Genomic DNA, 24,898 nt, shown 5'->3' with positions numbered 1-24,898 from the left:
CGGCGCCTGATTGGAAAATTACGCCTTTTCTATCAGGGTCGCGATGCCCTGCCCCACACCCACGCACATGGTGCACAGCGCATAGCGCTTGCCGCTGCGTTGCAATTCGTGAGCGGCGGTCATCAGCAGGCGGGCGCCGGACATGCCCAGCGGGTGGCCCAAGGCGATGGCGCCACCGTTGGGGTTGACCCGCGGGTCGTCGTCGGCGAGGCCGAGATCCCGCGTGCAGGCAAGTGCCTGGGCGGCGAAGGCCTCGTTGAACTCGAACACGTCGATCTCGTCCATCGACACGCCGGTGCGCTCGAGCAGCTTGCGTACCGCCGGCACCGGGCCGTAGCCCATGATGCGGGGCTCGACGCCGGCCGTGGCCATGCCGAGGATACGGGCCATCGGCTTGAGGCCATGCTGCTCCACTGCGGCCTGGCTTGCCACCAGCATGGCGGCGGCGCCGTCGTTGACGCCGGAGGCGTTGCCTGCGGTGATGCTGCCGCCCTCGCGGAACGGCGTCGGCAACCCGGCCAGCTTCTCCAGGGTGGTCTCGCGCGGGTGCTCGTCGGTGTCGAACACCAGCGGCTCCTGCTTGCGCCGGGGAATCTCGATCGGCGTGATCTCGATGGCGAAGCGGCCCGCCTTCTGCGCGGCGGCGGCCTTCTGCTGCGAACGCAGGGCAAAGGCGTCCTGGTCTTCGCGGGAGATGTTGAACTGCTCGGCGACGTTCTCGGCGGTCTCCGGCATTGAGTCGATGCCGTAGGCCTTCTTCATCAGCGGATTGACGAAGCGCCAGCCGATGGTGGTGTCCTCGATCTTTTGGCCGCGGGAAAAGGCGCTGTCGGCCTTGCCCAGCACATAGGGCGCGCGGGACATGGACTCCACGCCGCCGGCCAGCGCCAGCTCCATCTCGCCGGCCTTGATGGCACGGAAGGCGGTGCCTACCGCGTCCATGCCGGAGCCGCACAGGCGGTTCATGGTGGTGCCGGGCACGGAGGTGGGCAGGCCCGCCAGCAGCGCCGACATGCGCGCCACGTTGCGGTTGTCCTCGCCGGCCTGGTTGGCACAGCCCATGAAGACCTCTTCGATGGCCGCCGGATCGAGCTGCGGCGCATCATTCAGCACCGCCTTGAAGATGGTGGCGGCAAAGTCGTCGGGGCGCACGCTGGCCAGGGTGCCGCCGAAGCGGCCGATGGCGGTGCGCCGCGGATGGCACAGGTATACGTCGGTCATAAGGACTCCTGGTTCATTCGCCCGCGTGCTTGCGCTCGGTCCTGGCCTTCAATTCGCGCAGGATCTCGAGTTCGTGGGCGCTGGGCTCCGGCGTGGTTTCGAGCGTGTCGGCGAAGCGGATCTCCCAACCAGTGGCCTCGATCACGTCCTCGCGGGAGACGTTCGGGTGCAGCGAGACGACCACCAGCTCCTTGGTCTCGGGGTCGGGCTTCATCACGCACAGGTCGGTGATCACACGGGTCGGCCCCTTGCCGATATTGGGCACGCCGTCGCGGCCCTTACCATCGCGGCCGAAGCCCAGGGTGGTGATGAAGTCGACGTCCTTCACGAAGGCGCGCTTGGAGTGCTTCAGGGTAATGAAGACTTCGCCGGCGTTGGTGGCGATCTCCGGCGCTCCGCCGCCGCCAGGCAGGCGCACTTTGGGGTCATGGTAGTCGCCGATCAGGGTGGTATTGAGGTTGGCGAAGCGGTCGATCTGCGCGGTACCGAGGAAACCGACGCTGACCTTGCCGCCCTGCAGCCAGTAGCGGAACATCTCGGGCACCGAGACGGTGGTCAGCGCCGATTCGCATAACTCACCGTCGCCGATAGAAAGCGGCAGCACCTCGGGCTTGGTCTGCAGGGTGCCGGATTCGTAGATCAGCACTACGTCGGGGGCGTGGGTCAGGCGCGCCAGGTTGGCCGCCTCCGAGGGCAGGCCGATACCGACGAAGCAGGTCATGCCGTTTTCCAGAGCGCGTGCGGCGGTGACGCTCATCATTTCCGCCGAGGTGTACTCGATGCTCATCAGGCGTTCCCCCCTGCGTTCATGACGTTCTCTTCGATCCACCGGGTAAAGGTGTCGCGGTCGCGGGCGATGGCGTCCCACTCCTTGTAGAAGCGGTTGTCGCGCGGGTAGTAGCCGTGGGCGTAGGAGGGGTAGGAACCCTTCTCGGCCACGGCGACAGCGCTGATCGCCCAGCCGGGGATGATGCAGGCGTTGGGGTGATAGTCCGGCTCGGAGGTCAGGTCGTCGACGATCTCCTCGACGGTGACGATGCTCTTCCTGGCCGCCAGCACGGCTTCCTTCTGCACGCCGATGATGCCTTCCACCAGCACGTTACCGGCGCGGTCGGCCTTCTGCGCGTGGACGATGGAAACGTCTGGGCGCACCGAGGGCACCGCAGCCAGGCGCTCACCGGTGAACGGGCACTCGATGAACTTGATCTGGTCGTTGACGCTGGGCAGCTCGCTACCCACGTAGCCGCGCAGCACGGCCAGCGGCAGCCCGGCAGCGCCAGCCTCGAAGGCGCAGGCCATGGCGGCGTGGCTGTGTTCAAGGATCTCGACCTTGTGCGGCCAGCCCTTCTCCACCGCATCGCGCAGGCGATGCAGCGAGCCCACGCCAGGGTTGCCGCCCCAGGAGAAGATCACCTTTTTGGCGCAGCCGGCACCGATTATCTGGTCGTAGACCAGGTCGGGCGTCATGCGGATCAAGGTCAAATCCCGCTTGCGCTGACGAATCACTTCGTGACCGGCGGCGAAGGGAATCAGGTGGGTGAAGCCCTCCATGGCCACGGTGGCGCCGTCTTCGACGTAACATGCCACCGCGTCATGCAGGCTCAGGAACTCGGCCATGGTCGTCCTCCTGGCGGATGCTCTCAAACACGTTCGAATAGCGAACTTTGTTTTGTGATGCGAACAAGTTACCTCCCTGCCACTTCGTCGTCAAATTCGCTGCGCCAGAAAAAACACAAGGGGAGGCTGGGCCTCCCCTTGCTCGAATCATGCAAGGCAATGATTAGTCAGCGAATCACTTCCGCTGAAGCCAGGCAATGGCACGCCGCACCTGAGCCTTGCTACTACCAAGGTATAAAGCGGGATCCGTCGCCTGGCGCAGCGCCTCGGCCTCCAGCTTGCCCTTTACCTGGGCATGCGCTTCGAGCGCCTCGGCGTAGGGAATGCCCTTGAGGCGCGCCGTCTCGGCGGCTTCGGCGCTGACCCGCTTGGCCGCGTCCTGGCCCAGCACCGGCGCGAGCAGGCGCGATACCGGTTCCGCCATGATGCCGCCGCCGGTAGCCGCCAGGTTGCGGCGCATTGCTTCGGGATTCACCTCGAGCCCTTCGAGCAGCGTGGCGGCCTGCTCCAGCGCCCCTTCCAGCAGCAGGGCGCTATCGACCAGCGGCGTCCACTCGGCGTGCCACTCGCCCAGCCCCCGCTCCAGGGGCTGAGCATTCGCATTGAGCAATACCGTGACCAGGCCGTGGATCTGTCGAGCCGCGCCGCGGATCATGGCGCAACGCACCGGGTTGCGCTTGTGCGGCATGGAGGAGGACTCGCCCATGCCCGGGGCGAAAGGCTCCGCCACCTCGCCCACCTCGGTCTGGGTCAGCAGCGAAATGTCGAGCGCCAGTTTTTCCGCCGCCACTGCCGCCGCGTCCAGCGCCGTGCCCAGGGCATGGATCGGCTGGCGGTCGGTGTGCCAAGGAAGCACCGGGGCACTCAGGCCGAGGCGCTGCGCCAGGGCATCCATGAAATCGAGGCCCAGCTCGTCCAGTCCCGGCTCGTCCAAGCCAGAGTGCACGCCCACGGCGCCGCCGAACTGCACCGGCAGCTCGACCGCGGCCAGGCGGCGACGTGCCTGCTCCAGGCCGATGGCCCAGTGCGCCACCTTGACGCCGAAGGTGAACGGCAACGCCTGCTGCATCAGGGTGCGCCCCACCATGACCGTTCCTTCATGGGCACTCATCAGTTCGAGCGCGGCCAGACGACACCGCACCAGCAGGCCGTCCAGGGCGGCCAGGCGCGGCTTCAGCAACAGCATCAAGGCCGAGTCGATCACGTCCTGGCTGGTGGCACCCTGGTGGAAATAGCGCCTGAGCTCACCGGGCAAGGCGCTGCGCGCCTGCTTGACGAAGGGAATGGCCGCGTTGCCGCCGCTGGCCACGCCGGCGGCGACGGCTGCCATGTCGAAGGCGTGGTTTTCCAGGCAGCGGCGCATCTCGGCACTGGTGCCCTCGGGCACACCGCCTCGAGCTTCCTGCACGTCGGCCAAGGCCAATTCGAAGGCGAGCATGGCCTGGACCATGGCCTGGTCATGACACTCTGCCAATGCCGTTTGGCTCATGAAAGGGTGCCGAAGCAGGGCGTCAGGCATATCATGCTCTCCTTAGGAAGGGCTGGCTCATGCTCAGTCTCAAGACTCAGTCTCAAGACCCAGGCTCAGGTCCTAGCTTAGCCCATGGTCGTACATATGTTCGCAAAACGAACACTATGCTAGATTGAAGGGCTCCGCTGGAGCAACTCACCAAGGACAAGACGGGAAAGAAATGACACCCGAGGAAGAGGTACTCAGCCCGGACGACCGGGACTTCGTCACCGCCCTGGCCAGCGGTCTGGAGGTCATCCTGGCCTTCGACGAGACCCACTCGCGCATGACGCTGAGCGAGGTCGCCAGCCGCACCGGCATGAACCGTGCCCGCGCCCGGCGCTTCCTGCTCACGCTGCACGCCCTTGGCTACGTGCGCAAGCAAGGCCGTAACTTCGAGCTGGCCCCGCGGGTGCTGCAGCTCGGCTATGCGTTTCTCTCCGCCAACAACTATCGTAGCGTGATCCAGCAGGTATTGGAGGACATCACCGCCGAGAGCGGCGAATCCTCTTCCCTGGGCGTGCTCGACGGCGACGAGGTCACCTACGTGGCGCGCTCCTCGGCCCGCCACCGGCTGATGGCCATCACCCTCTCCGTCGGCACCCGGCTGCCTGCCGCCCATACCTCGATGGGGCGGGCGCTGCTGGCCCAGCTTCCCGATGCCGAACTGGATGCCTTCCTGGAACGGGTCACGCTGGAGCGCTACACCGACAAGACCGTGACCGACAAGGCCGCGCTCAAGAAGTGCATCCTCAAGGTGCGCCAGCAGGGCTACGCCATCGCCGACCAGGAACTGGACTCGGGGCTGCGCTCGCTGGCCGTGCCGGCCTTCGACGCCAACGGCAAGCTGCTAGGTGCGATCAACATCAGCACCAACGCCGCGCGGGTGGATCTCGACACCCTGATGAAGGAGTATCTGCCGCTGTTGCAGCAGAAGGCCCGGGATATCCGCACCACTATCAGTTGAAGGCGTGACAGGCGGCATGACTTTTCTTGAACACGATTCTAGAATAGCCTATTTAGCCAGCGAGATATCATCATGGCGGGCAGTCTGATCGAACGCACCCTCGGGGTGCTTGAAGCTCTTTCTGAAGATGCCGACGGCCTGCCGCTGCTGATTGTTGCGGAGCGCCTGGGTATTCCCAAGAGCGCGGCTCACCGTATCTGCCACGAGCTGATCCGCCTGGGCCATGTGCGTCAAGATCCAGCCAGCCAGCGCTATCAGCTCACGACCCGATTGGTGGCACTCAGCTTGCGCTATCTCTCCAGCACCGGCGCCAGCGATATCGTCCAACCGGTGCTCGACCGCCTGGCCGAACAGAGCGGTGAGCTGGTGCGCCTGTCGGTAATCGAAGGCAACCGCCTGACCTGGATCGCCAAGGCCCAGGGCGCCCGCAGCGGTCTGCGTTATGACCCCGACATGGGCAAGGAAGCGCCGTTGTTCTGCACCGCCAGCGGTCATGCCTGGCTGGCGGCCCTGAGCGACGAGGAGGCCTTGGCGCTGGTCGACACCCAGGGCATGGAAACCGACCACCCGCTGGGACCCAACGCCCCACGCAGTAAGGAAGCCCTGCTCGAGCATCTGCAGCAGACGCGGCAGCGCGGCTACAGCTGGACGCACGACAGCATGGGGCCCGGTACCGCCGCTATGGCCGCACTGGTGCGTCACCCCTTGGATCGCCATCCCCAAGGGGTACTGAGCATCGCCGGCCCCAGCGTGCGGCTCGACGAGCAGCGTGTGAAGGAACTTGGCCCCGCCCTGGTGACCGCCGCCGAAGAGCTCTCCCAGGCCACGCCCTCCTCGCGCCTCTTCACCTGATTTTTCCTCTTTCTAAAAGCGGCTGGCCGGGATAGCGCCCGGCACGGTCGTGGCTGCCTTGGCACGGAGGCCCGCATGCTCGAGATACTCGCCATTACCACACCGATCTTCCTGCTGATCGGTGCCGGCTACCTGGCCATGGGCACCCGGCTGGTGAATCGTGAGCAGCTTCAGGGCGTGGCCACCTTCGTGCTCTACTTCGCCCTGCCGGCCTTGATCATTCGTGCCCTGACGCAAAACCCTCTCGACCAGGTGCTTCATACGCCCTACCTGCTGGCCTATGGCCTGGGCTCGGTGGCGGTATTCACGTTTGCCCTGCTACTGACCCTGGGACTGCAGCGCAAGCCGCTCAGCGAGGGCGCCATGCATGCCCTGGGCATGTCCGCCTCCAACAGTGGCTTCATCGGTTATCCGGTTGCCGCCATGGTACTCGGCAGCTCGCCGGCAGCTGTCCTCATGGCCTTGAACATGGTGATCGAAAACCTGTTGATCATTCCGGCAGCCCTGATCCTGGCCGAGGCAGGCCGCCAGAGCGGCGCCGGCATCGTCACGGTAGCCCGCAAGACCTTGGTACGCCTGGTGCGCAACCCCATCCTGATCGGCCTGGCGGCAGGCCTGGCGCTGGCCGTGACGGACACTTCCCTGCCAGGCCCCCTGGCGCAGGTAGTCGACATGCTCGCCAGTGCCGCCGGCCCGGCGGCACTGTTCGTCATCGGCGGCACCCTGTTCGGACTCCAGGTCCGCGGCATGGTGAAGGATGTCGGCCAGATCGTCGTCGGCAAGCTGATCCTGCATCCCCTCGCGGTGCTTGGCCTATTCCTGCTGATGCCAACGGCGGACCCCACCCTGCTGGCCGGGGCACTGCTGTTCGCCAGTGCGCCGATGATCAGCATCTATCCGCTGCTCGGCCAGCGCTATGGCATGGCCGGCGTCAGCGCTGCCGCGCTGATGATGAGCACGTTGACGGCTTTCGTGACCCTGAGTGCGGGCATCTGGTTAATGGATGTCTCTGGTCTGTTGACCACTGGTTAGCAATGCGTCGAGTGAACCGGAGGGACGTTTCAACATGAGCGATCCTTATGAAGCCTGATCGAGAATCAGACAGGTCGTACTCGCAAGGGCGTAAAGCTTGCCGTCTGGTCCGTAGAGCTGGCCTTCCGCCACCGCCATTCGGCGGCCACCGTGAACCAGCCGACCTTCCGCGCGAACCCGCGGTACCGCCTCGGTGAGGGCCCGGATGATATTGAACTTCAGCTCCAGGGTCGTGTACGTCTTACCAGGCGGCAATGTCGAATGGACGGCGCATCCCATCGCCGTGTCGAGCATGGTCGCAAACCAGCCGCCGTGTACCGTACCCATCGGGTTGTAGTATCTGGAGCCCGGCCGTCCCTGGAATACCGCACGCCCAGGCTCGATGCGCACAGGAACGCAGTCGAGCGTGGCGACCATCGGGGGGAGCGGCAGCTCGCCGGCAAGGATCGCTTCGAGTATTTGCAATCCACTGCGGCCGGCGACCTGATCAGGCGACGCCACACCGGGAACGGTCTGAAGACGGGCACGCACGGCCGCTTCCTCGGCCTGCCAGCGAGCGAGCGTTTCTTCGGAATTCATCGCGTCGGTTGTGGTCATTTCGCATCCCCGTCGACGGTGATGGAGAGGTCGCTGTAGAGGCGATTGGTACTTGCATGCGGTGCATCCCACCCGCCCCCCAATGCCCGGAAGGAAGCAATGGCGGCGCGCGCCGCTTCGGTTTGCGCCTGGGCCTTGGCGTCACGCACCTGCAGCAGGTTGCCGTCGGCATTGAGCACTTCGATCAGGCTGACGACGCCACCTTCGTAGGCGGCAAGCGAGTTCTCGCGGGCACGGGCGAGTGAGGCTTCACCCTGCGCCAAAATGCCGACCTGGGCCTCGCGTTTGACGAGGGCGGAAAAGGCGCTCTCTACCTCCTCGGTCGCCCGCAGCACGGCCAGCCGGTAGGCCGCGAGCGCTTCGGCTTCCTGGCCGCGCGCGGCGGCGATCTGCGCCTCGACGCGGCCGAAGTCGAACAGGCGCCAGCGCAGCCCGAGGACGCCCTGGGCCTGGCTGGCATCGCCAGAGAAGAGGTTGCCGCTCGAGATCGTGGTGGCGCTGCCCAGCAGGGCGCCGAGCGAGAGCTTGGGATAGTACTCCGACATCGCCACGCCAATGCGTGCGTTCGCTGCAGCGAGACGCCGCTCGGCCACGATGAGATCCGGCCGGCGCCGAATCATCTCGGCCGGGGTGCCGGTCTCGGCCAGGCCCGGCGCGACCGGGATCGATGCCGCCGGGCGCAAGTCGGCGCGGTAGGTCCCAGGCGGCACGCCAAGCAGCACATCCAGCGCGTTCATTGCCACGTCGAGGCCCGCCTCCAGGACGGGAATCTGCGCCTCGACCTGAGCGAGCGAACCCTCGGCCTGGTGCATCTGCAGCTCGGCAGCGATCCCCTGCTCGTACTGGAACCTGATCGTGTCGAGCAGTTGGCGACGGGTCTCGGCCTGTTGCCTGGCGATCGCGAGGCGCGCTTGCAAGCCTCGGATCGTGACGTACACATCCGCCGTGTGCGCGGCCACGGCCAGTCGTGTCGCGACGGCGCCAGCTTCGGATACCGCGTACTCCGCGCGCGCGGCTTCCCATCCTCGCCGCAGGCCGCCGAACATGTCGACCTCCCAGCCCGCCTCGAGGTTGGCCTCGTAGGCACTGCCGCTGCGATCGAAATCGGGCGTGGCAGACAGCACCTGCCCCAGCGGGGTCTCGACCGACTGGTATACTTCCGCACCGTGAGCGCTCACGTTGGCCGATGGCAGCAGTGCGGCATCGGCCTGGCGCAGCGAGGCACGCGATTGGGCGACACGGGCCGCCGCTTGCGCGATGTCCAGATTCTGCTCGAGGGCGAGGCTGACGAAGCGCGCCAGCAAGGGATCGTCGAAGGCGGCCCACCAGACCTGGAGCTCCGCCTGGCTCTGGACTTCCCGCTGCTCGACGCTCTCCTGCCCGATGAAGCGAGCCGATAGGGCAGTTTCAGGCGGCCGGTAGTCCGGGCCGACTGCGCAGCCCGTCAAGACGCTGACACTCAGCAGAAGGGCGAGAGAGCGGGGGCGGGCAAGCATGGGAGTCTCCAGGGGGTGGAATTTGTTGAAGTGACTATAGTCCAATATAGTCACTAGCTGTCAAACCCAAAATATCGAGGTGTGGTGTCTCATGAGTGAAAACGCGTCTTCCGCCCCCCAATCGCGCGGCCCTGCCGATCACAGTGTTCGCGAGCAGATCGTGGAGGCCGCCGAAGGGCACTTCAGCCACTACGGTTACGACAAGACCACGGTCTCCGACCTGGCCAAATCAATCGGTTTTTCCAAGGCTTACATCTACAAGTTCTTCGATTCCAAGCAGGCCATCGGCGAGGCCATCTGCGCCAAGACCTTGAGCGCCATCATCGTGGCGGTCGAAGAGGCCGTGGCCGACGCGCCCACGGCAACGGAAAAATTCCGCAGAATGTTCAAAAGTTTGGTATCGACTGGTGTGAGCCTGTTCTTCAATGATCGCAAGCTGTACGACATTGCCGCGCACTCGGCCGGCGAGGGCTGGCCGTCTGCCCGCGCCTACGGTGAGCGCATCGAACAGATCCTGATGGAGATCGTCCGCGAGGGGCGCGAAAGCGGCGAGTTCGAGCGCAAGACGCCGCTGGACGAGACGGTGAAAGCGATCTTCCTGGTCATTCAACCCTACGTGAATCCGCTCCTGCTCCAGTACAACCTCGATCTCGTCGAGGAGGCGCCGGTGCAGCTGTCGAACCTGGTGCTGCGCAGCCTGGCTCCCTAGTGGCCTAGCGAACCCAGCGAGTGACTATTTACAAATATGGTCACCCGTCATAAGCTGTGAGATATCCGTCCTCCCGGAGATCTCCATGCTCAAGCGCCGTGATGTCCCATTCCTCACCGTCATCGCTCTGCTGCCGCTTGCCTTGGCAGCGTGCAGCGATGCCACCTCTTCAATCGATCCACGGATGCAGACTCCCCTGGTGCGGGTAGCGGCGGTGGCGCCCTCCGCCCAGGCGGAGCGTTCGTTCACCGGCGTCATTGCGGCGCGAGTGCAAAGCGACCTCGGCTTCCGCGTACCCGGCAAGATCCTCGAGCGCCTGGTCGATACCGGGCAGACCGTCGAACGCGGCCAGCCGCTCATGCGCATCGATCCCACGGATCTGCAGCTCGCCACGCGCGCCTTTGAGGAGGCCGTGGCCGCCGCCAGGGCGCGTGCACGCCAGACCGCGGAGGACGAGGCGCGCTACCGCGCTCTCGTTTCCCGGGGCGCGGTGTCGGCATCGGCCTACGACAACGCCAGGGCGGCCGCCGAGTCGGCACGGGCGGAACTCAATGCGGCCGAAGCCCGGGCCGACGTTGCCCGCAACGAAGCGAACTATGCGGTCCTGCTTGCAGATGCGGACGGCGTGGTGGTGGAGACCCTGGCGGAGCCGGGCCAGGTCGTCGCGGCCGGCCAGGTGGTCGTGCGTGTGGCGCATGCCGGACACCGCGAGGCGGTCGTCGCGTTGCCCGAGACCCTGCGCCCGGCGCTCGGCTCCACCGGCCGCGCAACCTTGTATGGCAATGGGCTCACGGGCGCTGCAACGCTTCGCCAGCTGTCGGATGCCGCCAACCCTCAGACGCGGACCTTCGAGGCCCGCTACGTGCTGGATGACCGTCTGGCGGATGCGCCGCTGGGCTCGACCGTCGCCCTCCTTATCCCGACTATCAAAAGCCCTGACGACCGCTCCACCCCGGCACTGCAGGTACCGATCGGTGCCATCTTCGATCCGGGTCGGGGGCCCGGCGTATGGCTGGTCGAAGGAGAGGGGGGCGAAGAGCCAGGGCCTCGGGTCACCTGGCGTGCCGTACAGGTGGCCGGCCTCAGCGACGAAGCGGCGTCGGTCGTCGGCGAGCTCGAGGCGGGCGATCGTGTCGTCGCGCTCGGCGCGCATCTGCTGCACGAGGGCGAGCAGGTGCGACTCGCTGGAAACGAGGTCGCACCAGACGTAGCCGTCAACGGCGGAGAACGGCAATGAGCGGCTTCAATCTCTCCGCCCTCGCGGTACGCGAGCGCTCGGTCACCCTGTTTCTGATGGTGGCGATCTTCGTCGCCGGCATCGTGGCCTTCCTGACCCTGGGCCGGGCGGAAGACCCCGCCTTCACCATCAAGCAGATGACCGTGGTCACGGTCTGGCCCGGGGCCACGGCCCAGGAGATGGAAGAACTCGTCGCCGAGCCGCTGGAAAAGCGCATGCAGGAACTGCGCTGGTACGACCGGACCGAGACCTTCACGCGACCGGGCCTGGCCTTCACCACGGTATACCTGCTCGACAGCACGCCGCCCGCCGAGGTCCCCGAGCAGTTCTACCAGGCGCGCAAGAAAATCGGCGACGAGGCCGGCAGCCTGCCACGTGGCGTCATCGGCCCGATGGTGAACGACGAATACGCCGACGTGACCTTCGCCCTCTATGCGTTGAAGGCGAAGGGCGAGCCTCATCGACATCTCGTCCGCGAGGCAGAGAGCCTTCGCCAGCGCCTGCTTCACGTGCCGGGCGTCAAGAAGGTGAACATCATCGGCGAGCAGGCCGAAAGGATCTTCGTCGAATTCTCCCATGACCGCCTCGCGACCCTGGGCGTCTCCCCTCTCGACCTCTTCGCGGCACTGAACGGGCGCAACGTGATGACGCCCGCCGGCTCGATCGAAGCCCACGGTCCGCAGGTCTTCATCCGGCTGGACGGGGCGATCGACGACCTCGAAGCGATCCGCAATACCCCGGTCACCGCGCAGGGCCGCACGCTGAAGCTCGGCGATATTGCCGAGGTGAAGCGGGGCTACGAGGACCCGGCCACCTTCCTGATTCGCAACGACGGGGAGCCGGCCCTGATTCTCGGTGTAGTGATGCGCGAGGGCTGGAACGGTCTCGATCTCGGCGAGGCACTGGAGGCGGAGGCAGCGGCGATCAACGCCGAGATGCCGCTCGGCATGAGCCTGTCCAAGGTCACGGATCAGTCGGTCAATATCAGTTCGGCCGTTGACGAGTTCATGCTCAAGTTCTTCGCTGCCCTCGGTGTGGTGATGCTGGTGGGCTTCCTCAGCATGGGCTGGCGCGCCGGCATCGTGGTCTCGGCAGCGGTGCCCCTGACCCTGGCCGCGGTGTTCATCGTCATGGCGGCCACCGGCAAGAACTTCGACCGGATCACACTGGGCTCGCTGATCCTGGCGCTGGGGCTGTTGGTCGACGATGCGATCATCGCCATCGAGATGATGGTGGTGAAGATGGAGGAGGGCTACGACCGCGTGCGCGCCGCGGCCTATGCCTGGAGCCACACCGCCGCGCCCATGCTCTCCGGCACCCTGGTGACGGCGATCGGCTTCATGCCGAACGGCTTCGCCAGGTCCACCGCCGGCGAGTACACCAGCAACATGTTCTGGATCGTCGGCATCGCCTTGATCGCGTCGTGGGTCGTGGCCGTGGTATTCACGCCCTACCTGGGGGTGAAGCTGCTGCCCAACATCGAGAAGCACGAGGGCGGGCACGGGGCCATCTACGCGACGCCGAACTACCAGCGTTTCCGCCGGCTACTGGGCAGCGTGATCCGGCGCAAATGGCTGGTTGCGGCGGGCGTGATCGGCGCCTTCGGCGTCGCGATCCTCGGCATGGGCGTGGTCAACAAGCAATTCTTTCCGACCTCCGACCGCCCCGAGGTGCTGGTCGAAGTCCAGATGCCGTATGGCACCTCGATCGAGCAGACGAGCGAGGTGACCGCCAAGGTCGAGGCCTGGCTGGCCGAGCAGCCGGAAGCGGCGATCGTGACCGCCTACATCGGACAGGGGGCGCCGCGCTTCTACCTCGCCATGGCGCCGGAGCTGCCCGACCCCTCCTTCGCCAAGATCGTCGTCCTGACCGACGACCAGGCGGCGCGCGAGGCGCTCAAGCTCAGGCTGCGCCAGGCGGTGGCCGACGGCCTGGCGCCGGAGGCGCGCGTGCGGGTGACCCAGTTGGTGTTCGGCCCCTACTCGCCGTTCCCCGTGGCCTTCCGCGTGATGGGCCCCGACCCCGACACGCTACGCGGCATCGCGCGAGAGGTGCGTGCCGTGATGCAGGCCTCCCCCCAGATGCGCACGGTCAATAGCGACTGGGGCGAGCGCGTGCCCACGCTGCGTTTCTCGCTCGACCAGGACCGGCTGCAGAGCCTCGGCCTGACCTCCAGCGACGTGGCCCAACAGCTGCAGTTCCTGTTGAGCGGCGTTCCCATTACCGAGGTGCGCGAAGATATCCGCTCGGTCCAGGTCGCGGCCCGTTCGGCCGGTGACACGCGGCTCGATCCGGGCAGGATCGCCGATTTCACCCTGGTTGGCGCGGCCGGTCAGCGGATTCCGCTATCGCAGGTCGGCACGGTGGAGGTCCACATGGAAGACCCGATCCTGCGCCGCCGCGACCGCACGCCGACGATCACCGTGCGCGGCGATATCGCCGAGGGCCTGCAGCCGCCGGACGTGTCCACCGCCATGTGGCAGGAACTGCAGCCGATCATTGCCGAACTGCCGACCGGCTACCGGATCGAGCTGGCCGGCTCCATCGAGGAATCCGGCAAGGCCAATCGCGCCCTGGTGCCGCTGTTTCCCATCATGATCGCCCTGACGCTGACCACGATCATCTTCCAGGTCCGCTCGATCTCCGCCATGACGATGGTGTTCGCCACCGCGCCGCTGGGCCTCATCGGGGTCGTGCCCACCCTGCTGGTGTTCCAGCAGCCGTTCGGCATCAACGCCCTCGTTGGCCTGATTGCGCTGGCCGGCATTCTGATGCGCAACACCCTCATCCTGATCGGCCAGATTCACGACAACGAGAAGGCAGGACTCGCGCCCTTCGACGCCGTGGTCGAGGCCACCGTGCAGCGCGCGCGCCCGGTCATCCTGACCGCGCTCGCCGCCATCCTGGCCTTCATCCCGCTCACCCAGTCGGTGTTCTGGGGAACGCTGGCCTACACCCTGATCGGCGGCACCTTCGCCGGGACGGTGCTGACCCTGGTGTTCCTGCCGGCGATGTACGCCATCTGGTTCAGGATCAAGCCGGCCCCGTCGCAAAGCTGGGCGCCATCACCCCAATCCCCCTAATAGAGAGGAACTACCATGTCGAATTCCAAAGTTGTCATCGTTACCGGCGTGTCATCGGGCATCGGACGTGCCGCCGCGGTGAAGTTCGTCGAGCAGGGCTGCCGGGTGTTCGGCACCGTGCGCAACACGGCAAAGGCACGGCCAATACCGGGAGTCGAGCTGGTCGAGATGGATATCCGTGACGAAGCATCGGTTCAACATGGAATCCAGACCGTCATCGTTCAGGCCAAGCGCATCGACGTGCTCGTCAACAGCGCTGGCGTGACCCTGCTCGGCGCAACGGAGGAGACGTCGATTGCCGAAGCCCAGACGCTGTTCGACACCAACCTCTTCGGCCTCTTGCGCACGATCCAGGCGGTGCTGCCGCACATGCGCGAGCAGCGTTCTGGTCGCATCGTCAACGTCAGCTCGGTGCTGGGCTTTCTGCCTGCGCCGTACATGGGACTCTACTCGGCATCCAAGCATGCCGTCGAAGGTCTATCCGAGACCCTGGATCACGAGGTGCGTCAATTCGGCATTCGCGTGGCACTTGTCGAACCCTCCTTCACCAAGACCAGCCTGGATCTCAACGCGCCCCAGACGGCTTCCAGACTCCCTGACTACACCAAGGAGCTAGGCGTCGTTTCCCAGGCCATCCAAAACAATGTCCAAAAAGCGCCCGAGCCCGATGGGGTCGCCACCACGATTGTCGATGCCGCGTTGGGTGCATGGAAAATGCGGCACACGCCCAAAGGTGAGGCTTCTCTTCTGAGGAAATTACGCCGCTTCATGCCCGCTGGCCCGGTCGAAAAAGGCCTCAGAAAAACGTTTGGGCTCGCCTGAATCGATCCCGCTTTCTCTCCAGAGTATGAGCGTTGCGGGCTTCACGAATGGCAGACGAGGAATCGAGTATGCGTCGAGTTGTTGTGACTGGCCTGGGGCTGGTTTCTCCTTTGGCCGCAGGCGTAGGGACCACCTGGGTCCGGCTCTTGAAAGAATACGGCACTAGGCATCTGGCTCCTCGTGTCACTCCAGATGCAGAGTCTTCAGGCGGCAATGGACCCCGACGCCAGGGCGTGCTCCGTTCCGCCCCGCAGATGGCGCTGCAGGATTTCCTGCGCGCCCTCGGCATCACGCCGCAGGGCGCAGTCGTATAGCGCTCGGTGCTCGTCGGCGGCGATGCGGCCCCGGTAGGACAGGGCGATGAGCTGATAGCGCAGGTACTTGTCGAAGACCGCGTTGTGCAGGTGCATCAGTACCTGGGAGCCGCAAGCCGAGGTCAGCGCCTGGTGAAACTGCCAGTCATACCGCTTCCAGAGTTCGGCGACCTGTAGATTGCCGCTCGCCATCTCCGCCTCCATGGTGGCGAGCTTGTGGTAGGCCGCTACGACTCTCGCTTCCCAGTCGATGTCTCCATGCGCGAAGGAGTCCTCCAGCGCTCGCCCCTCCACCAGAAGTCGCAATTCGGCCAGCTCGCGAGCATTCTCGGCCGATATCGGCGCGACTTCGAAGCCACGCTGACCTTCGGCGACGACGAAGCCCTCCGAGGTCAACCGGTTGAGAGCTTCGCGCAGTGTGGTCACGCTGGTGTCGTAATCATCCTGCAGGTTGCTCAACTTCAGCTTCTTCCCCGGGGGCAGTTTGCCGGCGATGATGTCGGCGCGTATGCAGCGCCAGGCCGTCTCGCCCACCGAGACCGGCGCCTCTGACTTGTTCAGTCTTCCGTGAATTAGGGGCGTTGGATCCGAATCGATGGAGGAGAGCTGACCGGTCTCCACCGTATGTGCCACACAGGCTGCGATATGCTGATGCAATACGGCAGCAGCGCGCTCGGCATCGCGTGCCAGGGCTGCATCTAACAGCAGGCGGTGTTCCTGCGCCGCGGGTTTGCCGCGAAAGATGACGGCAACGATCTGATAACGCTGGTAGCGGTCGAAGATAGCGCCATAAACCTGGAGCAGCTCCGCCGAGCCGCACGCGGAAATCAGGGTATGGTGGAATTCACGGTCATAGTGCTTCCATTCGGCGCTGCGGCTGGTATCGCCCGCTATCATCAGGCGTTCCATGGACTCGAGCTTGTGGTACGCGCCGACCACCCGACCTTCCCACTCCAGGTCGCCCTTGCGGAATGCCTCGCGCAGGGCGTGGCTCTCCAGCAGTTCGCGCAGATCGGCGAGTTGCTGAAACTCCTCCTGGGTGACGGCGGCGACTTCGAAGCCGCGCTGACCTTCGGAACGAACCAGGCCTTCGGCAGATAGCCGGTAAAGGGTCTCGCGAAGGGTACTGACGCTGGCCGAGTAGCGCTCCTTCAACGCTTCCAGGCGCAGCCGGGAGCACGGTGCCAGACGACCGCCAATGATGTCGCTCCGGATGGACCGGTAAGCGCTTTCACCCGCCGTTTCCTGTGGTACAGGCAGCAAGACTCACCTCCCTTTTTGTACTGACCATTTTGTTCCTCGCCAGTGAAGCCAGCAAGAGAAAAACAAAACTCAAATGACATTATCAAAAATATAGTAGGAAATATCTAAAATCAGTTGATCACCAAAATGCGTGATGTAGCATGGAGCTGTCCAGCGTGGGGAGCAAGCCATCTCGCCGCGGGCGCATCACAATGACAAGATAAAAAGGAGTCACTCCATGCCCATTCCCGCCAAGTGCCGCGGTATTCTTGCCGCCGGCGTCATGATGTTCGCAGCGACCACGGCGTCCGTGGCCATCGCGCAAGACAACCCCAGGCTGCGTTTCTCGGCGGTGTTCTCCGAGCAGGACATCCGTGCCGAGATGATGCAGCGCTTCGAAGAGGCCATCGCCGACGACTTCACTATGGAGCTGCATTACGGCGGATCGCTCTTCAGCCAGGGCTCGGAATTGGTCGCGCTCCAGCGTGGCAACCTGGAGATGAGTAACGTCGCTCCCCAGGACGTCGCCAACCAGATCCCGGCCTGGTCCATTCTGACCTCCGCCTACCTCTTCCGTGATGCCGAGCACCTGCTGACGTTCTTCGGCAGCGAAGCCGGGGAAGAAATGAAGGCCATGGCCGAGGAGCAGCTTGGCGTCCACATTCTGGGCCCGACCTTCTTCGGCACTCGCCATGTAGGGCTGGTGAACGATGAGCGAATCGAGACCCCAGAGGACATGTCCGGTGTGCGGCTACGCATGCCGCCGGGTGAGTCGTGGCAGTTCCTGGGCCGGGCGCTCGGGGCCAATCCGACCGCCATGGCTTATGCCGAGGTTTATACGGGCCTGCAGACCGGCGCCATCGACGGTCAGGACAATCCCCTGCCGAACGTCCAGAACATGCGTTTCTACGAAGTCATGGACCAGATCGCGCTGACGTCGCATCTCGTGGCGTTCGACCTGCTAATGGTCTCCTCCAGCGTCTGGAACGACATGACGCCAGAGCAGCAGCAAGCCTTCCAGGCCGCTGCCGACGAGGCGATCGCCTGGAGCACGGCGGAACATCAGCGCAAAGAGCAGGAGCTGGCTGACTTCTTCAGTGAGCAGGGGCTCGATGTCTACACGCCGGATATCGATGCCTTCCGCGAGTATGCGCAGCAGCAGTACCTGGAATCCTCGATCTCCGACGCATGGCCGGAAGGCATGCTCGAGCGCATCAACAACCTTTGATGGCTGATGGATCGGCCGCGTCGCGGTCGATCCCACTCCACCCTGGAGGTACGCAGATGCGCCAAAGGATTCTCCGGTGGGCGGCATGGCTGCGCCATGGCGCCGACGCCATTGCGGCCGCCATGCTCGCCGTCATGTTCGTTTCCTTCCTGATCACGGTGCTGTTCCGCTACGTTCTTAACTGGCCGGCGGGCTGGGCCTCGGAACTGAGCACCGTGATGTGGGTCTGGCTGGTGCTGTTCGGTGCGGCCTTTCTGCTCCGCGAGCGTGACGAGATCCGCTTCGACATCTTCTACAGCAATGTTCCGCCTCCCATTCGCCGCGTAATGACGGTGCTTTTCTCCCTTGGCGTCGTCGGCCTTTTCCTGGTTTCCCTGCCCGCGGTCTACGACTACGTGACCTTCATGAAGGTGCAGCGCACGTCATATCTGCGTATCCGCTACGACTGGCTGTACTCGATCTACGTGGTCTTCGCCCTGGCCATCATCATCCGCTACGGCTGGATTGGCACTCGCGCCGCACTGGGACACGACCCGATGACCGCCCGCGACGCCGACGACGAAACAAAGCGAGGTTAAGGATGGATCCCTTCACGCTCACGCTTCTGGTGATCATCGCCCTGGCTCTGCTGGGGCTACCCATCGGGCTATCGATGATGTCGGGCTCCATCGTCTACCTCTTCATGAACGGGATGGACATGGGGCTGGTGGCCGAGCGGTTACTGAACAGCATGTTCACAAGCTACGTCATCCTAGCGGTGCCACTGTTCATCCTCGCCGCGGAATTGATGAACATCGGCACCATGACCAATCGCCTGCTGCATTTCTGTAATGCCTTGGTCGGACGCTTCCGCGGCGGCCTGGCCTACGTGAACATCGTGCAGTCGATCATTTTCTCCGGCATGTCCGGATCGGCCTTCGCCGATGCGGCAGGCTCTGGGCGGATCATCGCCAACATGATGATCCAGGACGGTCGTTACACCCGCAGCTTCGCCGCCGCTCTGACGGCGAGCGCGGCGGTCATTGGGCCGATCATTCCACCCTCGATTCCGATGGTGCTTTATGCCCTGGTGTCCAACGCCTCCATCGGCTACCTGTTCCTCGGCGGCATCATTCCCGGGTTGTTGATGGGGGTCATGCTGATGATCGTGGTGATGGTCACGGCGCGTCGCCGCCGGTTTCCGGTGGAAAAGCCCACGCCAGTGCGGGAATTGCCGGGCATTACCGTTCGCGCCTTCCCGGCATTGATGTTGCCGGTGGTACTGCTGGGTGGAATCTACAGCGGAGCGATGACGCCCACCGAGGCAGCCGCCGTCGCCGCGGCATACGCCTTTCTGATCTCGGTCCTGCTCTATCGCAACATCAATGCACGACAGGTTTACGGTTCACTCGTCAACAGCGCCCGCTCTTCCGTCGCCATCGGCATGCTGATCGCGGGCGCGCTGGTGTTCAACTACGTGGTGACGTCCGAGAACATTCCTCAGGCACTGCGCATATTCCTGGCCGATTACGACCTTTCGGTGCTGCAGTTTCTGTTGCTCGTCAACCTCGTACTGCTGCTGCTGGGCTGCTTGCTCGAGGGAACGGCCATTATCCTCATCATCGTGCCGGTGTTTATCCCTACGGCGAATGCCCTGGGCGTCGACCTGGTGCATTTCGGCGTCATCGCCGTGGTGAACATCATGATCGGGCTGGTGACACCGCCTTATGGACTACTGATCTTCATCATGCAGAGCATTACCCGCGCCCCGTTGCGCAGCCTGTTCCTCGATCTCATCCCGTTCATCGCCGCACTCTTCCTGTCGTTGGCGATCATCACGCTATTCCCTGATCTCGTCCTCTGGCTACCGCGGCAGTTCGGCTACCAAGGCTGAATAATGATAAGAGGTAATGTCCATGCATAGCCTTCATATTCTCAACGGCCCGAACCTGAACCGACTCGGCAAGCGCGAACCGGAGATCTACGGCCATACGACACTGGCGGAGGTCGAGTCCTTGTGCCGGCAGGCCGCCGGCACCCGGCCGGTGGTGTTTCGCCAGTCCGGCTACGAAGGACAGTTGGTGGAATGGATTCACGAGGCCATCGATGAACCCGCTGCCGCCATCGTCATCAACCCGGCGGGGTTGACCTTCACCTCGATCCCGATCCTAGACGCGCTCAAGATGTTTCCCGGACCGATCATCGAGCTGCATATCTCCAACATCCACCGGCGCGAAGAGATTTATCATCGCTCGCTCGTCTCGCGCACCGCCACGGCAGTGATCGCGGGCCTGGGGCCGGCCGGCTATCGGACAGCCGTCGAGGCCGTGCTACGCCTGGTCGAAGACGCCGATCCATAAGCGGATCTCGGTGAATCACGCGCCCAAACGCGGCCCCTTTTCAGGGGCCGCTCTCGTTCAATGCCCCCTTAGCCACCATGCCCGAGACTCTCCGACTTACCTGGCCATTGATAAAAATGGAACTTCGTTCTAAATTGTTCCATCAGCCTTCCAGCGAGTCTCTACATGGCCGACATACGACAGGATTACGACCTGGTGGTGGTAGGTTCCGGCGCCGCCAGCCTCGCCGCCGCTGCCACTGCTGCCTATCACGGCCTCAAGGTCATGGTGGTAGAGAAAGCCGACGCTTTGGGCGGTGCCACCGCGTGGTCGGGCGGCTGGATGTGGGCGCCGCTTAATCCGCTGGCCAAGGCGGCCGGCATCGATGAAGATCCGGAGACCGTGCGTACCTACCTGCGTCATGAGCTGGGTGAACGCTATGACGCGGCGAAGATCGACGCCTTTCTCGATGCCGCACCGCGAATGGTGGAGTTCTTTCACGACAAAACGGCACTGCAGTTCGCCGACGGCAACGCCATCGCCGACATCCACGGCGACACCCCCGGCGCCGGCACCGGCGGCCGCTCGGTGATTGCCGCTCCCTTCGACGGTCGCCAACTGGATCGCGAAACGCTGGCCAAGCTGCGCAGGACCATGCCCGAGACAGCCTTTCTGGGCATGCCGATCCAGGCCGGGCCGGACCTGCTGGCTTTCCTGACCGCGACCCGCTCGCTGAAATCCTTCGTACATGTCACACGACGCCTCACCCGACATTTCCTCGACCTGGCCCGCTACGGCCGCGCCATGCAGTTGGTCAACGGGGTGGCCCTGGTCGGCCGTCTGGCCAAGTCCGCCGTTGACCTGGGCGTGGAGCTGCGTGTCTCATCGCCAGCCAAGCGCCTGATCATGGAGGATGAACGGGTCACCGGCGTGGTGGTCGAGGGCTCGCAGGGGCAGGTGACCCTCCGGGCCCGATGTGGCGTGGTGCTAGCCACCGGCGGCTTCCCTTGGGACGTCGAACGCCGCCGGGAACTCTTCCCGCGTACGCCGACGGGCCAGGAGCACTGGCCGCTGCCGCCACCCTCGGCCAGCGGCGACGGCCTGCGCCTGGGCGAGTCAGTGGGCGGTACGGTGGGCACCGATCTCCACTCACCGGTGGCCTGGGCGCCGGTGTCGCTGGTGCCCTGGGGTGGTGGCCGGGTCGGGCACTTCCCGCATATCATCGACCGCGGCAAGCCGGGCCTGATTGGCGTGCTGAAAGACGGCAAGCGCTTCGTCAACGAGGCCGGCGGCTACTACGACTACGTGGACGCCATGGTAAAGGCGGTGCCGGAGGGCGAGGAGGTCTGCTCCTGGCTGATCTGCACTCACCGCTTCCAGCGTCGTTATGGCCTCGGCATCACCCGTCCGGCGCCGGTGCCCTTCCGACACTGGATCCGCAAGGGCTACCTCAAGCGCGGCAAGACGCTTGCCGAGCTGGCGCAAGCGTGCGGTATCGATGCGGACGGCCTCGCGGCCACCGTGGCCGACTACAACCGCCACGCCGCCCGGGGCGAGGACCCCGAGTTCGGGTGCGGCGCCACCCCCTACAACCGCAAGCAGGGCGACTCTGCCCACGGCCCCAATCCCTGCGTGGCACCCCTGGTCCAGGGTCCTTTCTATGCAGTGAAGGTAGTGCCTGGCTGCTTCGGCACCTTCGCCGGTCTCGAGACCAACGAGCATGCACAGGTGCTGAACGCCCAGGGCACGCCGATCGAGGGCCTCTACGCGGCGGGCAGCGATATGGCCAGCATCATGGGCGGCTACTACCCGGCCGGCGGCATCAACCTGGGCCCGGCCATGACCTTTGGCCATATCGCCGGCCTGCATGCTGCGGGACGGATACGGCACGACGCTGCTAACTCCGGAGCCGACGCTACCCATGCGTGAGCCGATCTTCTCCCTGGCCGCCCTCACCGTACTCGAGCTGCCGCCCCCCGAGATGGTCGAAGTCGCCGCCCAAGCCGGCTATGAGGCTGTGGGCCTGCGGCTCATTCCCGCTACGCCGGAGGAGTACCACTTCCCGCTGGCCCGGGATGCCGGTCTGTTACGGCGTACCCGGCAACGCCTCGGGGAAACCGGGCTACGAGTCCTTGATATCGAGATCCTGCGCCTGAAGCCCGACACCGATGTGCGCCGGGATTTCTGCCAGGTGCTGGAGATCGGTGCCGAGCTAGGCGCCAGCGAGGTGCTGGTGGCAGGGAACGACGACGATGAGGCACGTACCATCGACAATTTCGCTGCCCTGTGCGAACTGTCCGCCCCGCTAGGCCTGCATCCGCACCTCGAGTTCATGCCCTGGACGGGAGTGAAGAACCTGGCCCAGGCGCACCGCATCGTCGCCGCGGCGCGCCTGGCCGGGCAGGACAACGCCTGCCTGCTGGTCGACGCCTTCCACTTCAACCGCTCGGCCAGCCGCCTGGAGGATCTTGTACGGGTGCCGCCGGACTGGCTGCGCTACGTGCAACTGTGCGACGTGGCCGGGCCGATTCCGGACAGCATGGAAGCGATATTGCACGAGGCGAGGCAGCAGCGCTGCTTTCCCGGCGATGGCGATATCGATCTGCGAGCTCTGCTGGAGACTCTGCCCTCGGGGCGGCCATACAGCCTCGAGATCCCTACCGAGTCGCTGCGCCGCCAGGGCATCGCCGCGCTGGAGCGGGCCCGCCAGGCACTCGACAAGGCGCGTGCCGTGATTGCCCTTGCCTGACAGACTTTCGATGGGCCTTCTCGGTGCCTATCTGTTAGCCTGCTACTATTAAGCTTCTTCAAAGAGATGCCCGAAGGCCATGTCGACGACCACCGCCACCACTGCCCTCGGCAGCGCAGACCGTCCGCTGCTGGGCATCGCCTTCATGCTGGGCGCCGGCCTGCTGTTCACCCTGCTCGATACGGGTGTGAAATGGCTCACCCAGAGCTACTCGCCGGTGCAGGTGGTCTGGGCCCGCTATGCCGGCCACATGCTGGTACTGGGCGCCTACCTGCTGATGCTGGGCTGGCCCCGATGCCGAGCGATCATGGCCTCCGTCGAGTCGCTCCCGGGGCAGTTCGTGCGCGGCCTACTGCTGCTCGCCGCCAGCACCTTCGCCTTCCTGGCCTTTCGTGAGCTGCCGCTGCTGCAGGTATATGTGATCAATTTCAGCTCGCCGCTGCTGGTCACCTTGCTGGCCATTCCACTTCTCGGTGAACGCGTGACCCTGGCCCGTGGTGCAGCGGTCGCTGCCGGTTTCGTTGGCGTTGTGATTGCGGTGGGTCCCGTCGACTGGCGTGCCCAGCCCGCCGCCCTGCTGCCGTTCGGCATGGCCCTGTGCTTTGCGCTCTATCAACTGGCCACACGGCGCTTCGGCCGCAACGACCACCCGCTGGCCTCGCTGTTCTACGCAGGGCTGGCCGGCGCCATGGTCAGCTCGATGGTGGTGCCGTTCTTCTGGAAGCCCATCGCCGGCGGCGATGTCCCGCTGTTCCTGGTGGTCGGAGCCCTGGGTGCCGTCAGCCAACTCGCCCTGATCATGGCCATGCGCTGCGCCCCGGCCTCGCTGGTGTCGCCCTTCCTCTACCTGCAGATCGTCTGGGCTACCGTGTCGGGCTATCTGGTATTCGGCGACGTGCCGCTGCTGGAAACCTACCTGGGCGCCGTGCTGATCATCGGGGCGGGGATATTCCTGGCAACCCGTAAGCGCTGATCGTCAGCGCCTGCGGCCTTGTCTCAGGGCTCCTGCAACAACTCGCGGCGGTAGTGGGCATAGAGAGTGGCGGCCTGCTCCTCAGCAGCAGCACGTTTGCTCTCGTCCTCGCAGAACCGCTTGAAGGCGTCGACACCCTGGAAGACGAACAGGCCCACACCGCTCATCACATCGGCACCGACCGCCCTGGCGGCGGCGACGAGCTCGGTGACCGCCGGCACATACACGGCATCGAAGATCCAGTGGTGCGCCGCCACCAGCTCCTTGGGCAACGGGCAGCCTGGACTCTTCTCGTGGCCGATGGGGGTGCAGTTGACCAGGCCATCGCAGGCCGGCACCGTCTCGGCCAGCTGCGCCGGGGTGATGGTGGAGGCAGCAAAGCCCTGGGCCTTCAGTTCCGCGGCCAACTGGCGCGACTTGGCCGGATCCAGGTCCATCAGAACCACCTCCAAGGCACCGAGCCTGCCCAGGCCGAAGGCGACCGCTTTGCCCACGCCGCCGGTGCCGAGCAGCAACACCCGTCCCGGCTCACGCTCGCCGAGGGTGGCGTGAAAACCGCTGACGAAGCCGGTGAAGTCGGTGTTCTCGGCGAAGATGCCACTCTCCTCGAAAACCAGCGTGTTGGCGGCCCCGACCATCCGCGCGCCCTCGGAAGCACGGTTGGCAAGGTGCATAGCATCTTCCTTCCAAGGATAGGTGACGTTCACGCCCCGGTATCCGGCGGCCATCACCTTCCTCACCTGACTCTCGAGTGACTCGATCGGCTGTTCGTTGGCGTCGAACAGGTCATAGGTGGTGGGTATGCCGATCAGCTCGCCGAGCCGTACGTGCAGGTCCGGCGAGCTGGAGTTCATGATGGCCTTGCCGATCAATCCCAATTTCATAACGCTGTTTCCTGTATGAGCGAGCTTTCTGCGCTCGAAGAGCTCGA

The 24,898-nt window shown here is 64.9% G+C and carries 22 protein-coding genes; 14 read left to right on the top strand and 8 right to left on the bottom strand.

Translation table 11 applies throughout. The features are described 5' to 3' along the window. Positions 1-18 precede the first annotated feature (18 nt). The 4 genes from pcaF to ACUY1T_RS16120 all read right to left on the bottom strand — a co-directional run bounded on the left by pcaF (position 19) and on the right by ACUY1T_RS16120 (position 4,357). On the bottom strand, positions 19-1,221 hold the full coding sequence (pcaF, locus tag ACUY1T_RS16135; RefSeq protein ID WP_446024524.1) for a 3-oxoadipyl-CoA thiolase: 1,203 nt from the start codon (positions 1,219-1,221) through the stop codon (positions 19-21). A gap of 13 nt (positions 1,222-1,234) precedes the next feature. Further along, a complete protein-coding gene (locus ACUY1T_RS16130) occupies positions 1,235-2,008 on the bottom strand; it encodes a CoA-transferase subunit beta (RefSeq protein ID WP_446024522.1) in 774 nt (257 codons plus the stop codon). Beyond that, positions 2,008-2,838 (bottom strand): CoA transferase subunit A, encoded by an 831-nt coding sequence (locus ACUY1T_RS16125; RefSeq protein ID WP_446024520.1) that lies wholly within the window; start codon positions 2,836-2,838, stop codon positions 2,008-2,010. The genes ACUY1T_RS16130 and ACUY1T_RS16125 overlap by 1 nt, the downstream gene beginning before the upstream one ends. A gap of 175 nt (positions 2,839-3,013) precedes the next feature. Continuing rightward, complete coding sequence (locus ACUY1T_RS16120; RefSeq protein ID WP_446024518.1) at positions 3,014-4,357, bottom strand: class-II fumarase/aspartase family protein; 1,344 nt, start codon at positions 4,355-4,357, stop codon at positions 3,014-3,016. Between the two features lie 172 nt (positions 4,358-4,529). Here ACUY1T_RS16120 and ACUY1T_RS16115 point away from each other — a divergent pair, with 172 nt between their 5' ends. The 3 genes from ACUY1T_RS16115 (at position 4,530) to ACUY1T_RS16105 (ending at position 7,199) form a co-directional block, all read left to right on the top strand. After that, complete coding sequence (locus tag ACUY1T_RS16115) at positions 4,530-5,315, top strand: IclR family transcriptional regulator domain-containing protein (protein ID WP_446024516.1); 786 nt, start codon at positions 4,530-4,532, stop codon at positions 5,313-5,315. 72 nt (positions 5,316-5,387) lie between these two features. Beyond that, the gene (locus ACUY1T_RS16110) at positions 5,388-6,167 is read left to right on the top strand and encodes an IclR family transcriptional regulator (protein ID WP_446024515.1); all 780 of its coding nucleotides are present in this window, start codon (positions 5,388-5,390) and stop codon (positions 6,165-6,167) included. A 75-nt stretch (positions 6,168-6,242) separates the two neighbouring features. Next, positions 6,243-7,199: an AEC family transporter gene (locus ACUY1T_RS16105; protein WP_446024513.1), complete on the top strand. Its 957-nt coding sequence runs from the start codon at positions 6,243-6,245 to the stop codon at positions 7,197-7,199. A 45-nt stretch (positions 7,200-7,244) separates the two neighbouring features. Here the strand turns inward: ACUY1T_RS16105 and ACUY1T_RS16100 are convergent, their stop codons facing one another. Next, positions 7,245-7,796: a PaaI family thioesterase gene (locus ACUY1T_RS16100; RefSeq protein ID WP_446024511.1), complete on the bottom strand. Its 552-nt coding sequence runs from the start codon at positions 7,794-7,796 to the stop codon at positions 7,245-7,247. Continuing rightward, positions 7,793-9,337, bottom strand: coding sequence for an efflux transporter outer membrane subunit (locus ACUY1T_RS16095; protein WP_446024509.1), 1,545 nt, complete (start codon positions 9,335-9,337; stop codon positions 7,793-7,795). The genes ACUY1T_RS16100 and ACUY1T_RS16095 overlap by 4 nt, the downstream gene beginning before the upstream one ends. Positions 9,338-9,383: 46 nt before the next feature. Here ACUY1T_RS16095 and ACUY1T_RS16090 point away from each other — a divergent pair, with 46 nt between their 5' ends. From ACUY1T_RS16090 to ACUY1T_RS16075, 4 genes are all read left to right on the top strand, one after another. Further along, positions 9,384-10,001, top strand: coding sequence for a TetR/AcrR family transcriptional regulator (locus tag ACUY1T_RS16090; RefSeq protein ID WP_446024507.1), 618 nt, complete (start codon positions 9,384-9,386; stop codon positions 9,999-10,001). An 85-nt stretch (positions 10,002-10,086) separates the two neighbouring features. Beyond that, positions 10,087-11,238, top strand: a complete 1,152-nt coding sequence (locus ACUY1T_RS16085) for an efflux RND transporter periplasmic adaptor subunit (RefSeq protein ID WP_446024505.1) — start codon at positions 10,087-10,089, stop codon at positions 11,236-11,238. After that, a complete protein-coding gene (locus ACUY1T_RS16080; RefSeq protein WP_446024503.1) occupies positions 11,235-14,321 on the top strand; it encodes an efflux RND transporter permease subunit in 3,087 nt (1,028 codons plus the stop codon). Before ACUY1T_RS16085 ends, ACUY1T_RS16080 begins: the two co-directional genes overlap by 4 nt. Before the next feature lie 15 nt (positions 14,322-14,336). Next, positions 14,337-15,143: an oxidoreductase gene (locus tag ACUY1T_RS16075; protein ID WP_446024501.1), complete on the top strand. Its 807-nt coding sequence runs from the start codon at positions 14,337-14,339 to the stop codon at positions 15,141-15,143. A gap of 203 nt (positions 15,144-15,346) precedes the next feature. Here the strand turns inward: ACUY1T_RS16075 and ACUY1T_RS16070 are convergent, their stop codons facing one another. Further along, positions 15,347-16,720 carry a GntR family transcriptional regulator gene (locus ACUY1T_RS16070; RefSeq protein WP_446024499.1) on the bottom strand — a complete coding sequence of 458 codons (1,374 nt, stop codon included), beginning with the start codon at positions 16,718-16,720 and terminating at the stop codon, positions 15,347-15,349. Positions 16,721-16,937: 217 nt separating this feature from the next. Here ACUY1T_RS16070 and dctP point away from each other — a divergent pair, with 217 nt between their 5' ends. From dctP to ACUY1T_RS16035, 7 genes are all read left to right on the top strand, one after another. Continuing rightward, complete coding sequence (gene dctP / locus ACUY1T_RS16065) at positions 16,938-17,927, top strand: TRAP transporter substrate-binding protein DctP (RefSeq protein WP_446024497.1); 990 nt, start codon at positions 16,938-16,940, stop codon at positions 17,925-17,927. A gap of 56 nt (positions 17,928-17,983) precedes the next feature. Continuing rightward, positions 17,984-18,505 (top strand): TRAP transporter small permease, encoded by a 522-nt coding sequence (locus tag ACUY1T_RS16060; RefSeq protein ID WP_411796375.1) that lies wholly within the window; start codon positions 17,984-17,986, stop codon positions 18,503-18,505. Between the two features lie 2 nt (positions 18,506-18,507). Continuing rightward, positions 18,508-19,800, top strand: coding sequence for a TRAP transporter large permease (locus ACUY1T_RS16055; protein ID WP_446024495.1), 1,293 nt, complete (start codon positions 18,508-18,510; stop codon positions 19,798-19,800). 22 nt (positions 19,801-19,822) lie between these two features. Continuing rightward, entirely contained in the window at positions 19,823-20,266 is a 444-nt protein-coding gene (locus ACUY1T_RS16050; protein ID WP_446024493.1) for a type II 3-dehydroquinate dehydratase, read from the top strand. A 165-nt stretch (positions 20,267-20,431) separates the two neighbouring features. Next, positions 20,432-22,174, top strand: coding sequence for an FAD-dependent oxidoreductase (locus tag ACUY1T_RS16045; protein WP_446024491.1), 1,743 nt, complete (start codon positions 20,432-20,434; stop codon positions 22,172-22,174). After that, positions 22,167-22,994 (top strand): sugar phosphate isomerase/epimerase family protein, encoded by an 828-nt coding sequence (locus ACUY1T_RS16040; RefSeq protein WP_446024490.1) that lies wholly within the window; start codon positions 22,167-22,169, stop codon positions 22,992-22,994. The genes ACUY1T_RS16045 and ACUY1T_RS16040 overlap by 8 nt, the downstream gene beginning before the upstream one ends. Positions 22,995-23,073: 79 nt before the next feature. Further along, positions 23,074-23,967 carry a DMT family transporter gene (locus ACUY1T_RS16035; protein WP_446024488.1) on the top strand — a complete coding sequence of 298 codons (894 nt, stop codon included), beginning with the start codon at positions 23,074-23,076 and terminating at the stop codon, positions 23,965-23,967. A 23-nt stretch (positions 23,968-23,990) separates the two neighbouring features. On the opposite strand, the gene ACUY1T_RS16030 is transcribed toward ACUY1T_RS16035, so the two are convergent. Beyond that, complete coding sequence (locus tag ACUY1T_RS16030; RefSeq protein ID WP_446024486.1) at positions 23,991-24,851, bottom strand: shikimate dehydrogenase family protein; 861 nt, start codon at positions 24,849-24,851, stop codon at positions 23,991-23,993. Positions 24,852-24,898: the final 47 nt, after the last annotated feature.

It is taken from the genome of Billgrantia sp. Q4P2 (genome assembly GCF_052806135.1).
The sequence above is the reverse complement of the archived record's forward strand: the minus strand, read 5'-3'. Positions and strand labels throughout refer to the sequence as shown.

Excerpts from the sequence above, each read along its gene's own strand:
- pcaF (WP_446024524.1), bottom strand. The coding sequence starts at position 1,221 with ATGACCGACGTATACCTGTGCCATCCGCGGCGCACCGCCATCGGCCGC.
- ACUY1T_RS16130 (WP_446024522.1), bottom strand. The coding sequence starts at position 2,008 with ATGAGCATCGAGTACACCTCGGCGGAAATGATGAGCGTCACCGCCGCA.
- ACUY1T_RS16125 (WP_446024520.1), bottom strand. The coding sequence starts at position 2,838 with ATGGCCGAGTTCCTGAGCCTGCATGACGCGGTGGCATGTTACGTCGAA.
- ACUY1T_RS16120 (WP_446024518.1), bottom strand. The coding sequence starts at position 4,357 with ATGCCTGACGCCCTGCTTCGGCACCCTTTCATGAGCCAAACGGCATTG.
- ACUY1T_RS16115 (WP_446024516.1), top strand. The coding sequence starts at position 4,530 with ATGACACCCGAGGAAGAGGTACTCAGCCCGGACGACCGGGACTTCGTC.
- ACUY1T_RS16110 (WP_446024515.1), top strand. The coding sequence starts at position 5,388 with ATGGCGGGCAGTCTGATCGAACGCACCCTCGGGGTGCTTGAAGCTCTT.
- ACUY1T_RS16105 (WP_446024513.1), top strand. The coding sequence starts at position 6,243 with ATGCTCGAGATACTCGCCATTACCACACCGATCTTCCTGCTGATCGGT.
- ACUY1T_RS16100 (WP_446024511.1), bottom strand. The coding sequence starts at position 7,796 with ATGACCACAACCGACGCGATGAATTCCGAAGAAACGCTCGCTCGCTGG.
- ACUY1T_RS16090 (WP_446024507.1), top strand. The coding sequence starts at position 9,384 with ATGAGTGAAAACGCGTCTTCCGCCCCCCAATCGCGCGGCCCTGCCGAT.
- ACUY1T_RS16085 (WP_446024505.1), top strand. The coding sequence starts at position 10,087 with ATGCTCAAGCGCCGTGATGTCCCATTCCTCACCGTCATCGCTCTGCTG.
- ACUY1T_RS16080 (WP_446024503.1), top strand. The coding sequence starts at position 11,235 with ATGAGCGGCTTCAATCTCTCCGCCCTCGCGGTACGCGAGCGCTCGGTC.
- ACUY1T_RS16075 (WP_446024501.1), top strand. The coding sequence starts at position 14,337 with ATGTCGAATTCCAAAGTTGTCATCGTTACCGGCGTGTCATCGGGCATC.
- dctP (WP_446024497.1), top strand. The coding sequence starts at position 16,938 with ATGCCCATTCCCGCCAAGTGCCGCGGTATTCTTGCCGCCGGCGTCATG.
- ACUY1T_RS16060 (WP_411796375.1), top strand. The coding sequence starts at position 17,984 with ATGCGCCAAAGGATTCTCCGGTGGGCGGCATGGCTGCGCCATGGCGCC.
- ACUY1T_RS16055 (WP_446024495.1), top strand. The coding sequence starts at position 18,508 with ATGGATCCCTTCACGCTCACGCTTCTGGTGATCATCGCCCTGGCTCTG.
- ACUY1T_RS16050 (WP_446024493.1), top strand. The coding sequence starts at position 19,823 with ATGCATAGCCTTCATATTCTCAACGGCCCGAACCTGAACCGACTCGGC.
- ACUY1T_RS16045 (WP_446024491.1), top strand. The coding sequence starts at position 20,432 with ATGGCCGACATACGACAGGATTACGACCTGGTGGTGGTAGGTTCCGGC.
- ACUY1T_RS16040 (WP_446024490.1), top strand. The coding sequence starts at position 22,167 with ATGCGTGAGCCGATCTTCTCCCTGGCCGCCCTCACCGTACTCGAGCTG.
- ACUY1T_RS16035 (WP_446024488.1), top strand. The coding sequence starts at position 23,074 with ATGTCGACGACCACCGCCACCACTGCCCTCGGCAGCGCAGACCGTCCG.
- ACUY1T_RS16030 (WP_446024486.1), bottom strand. The coding sequence starts at position 24,851 with ATGAAATTGGGATTGATCGGCAAGGCCATCATGAACTCCAGCTCGCCG.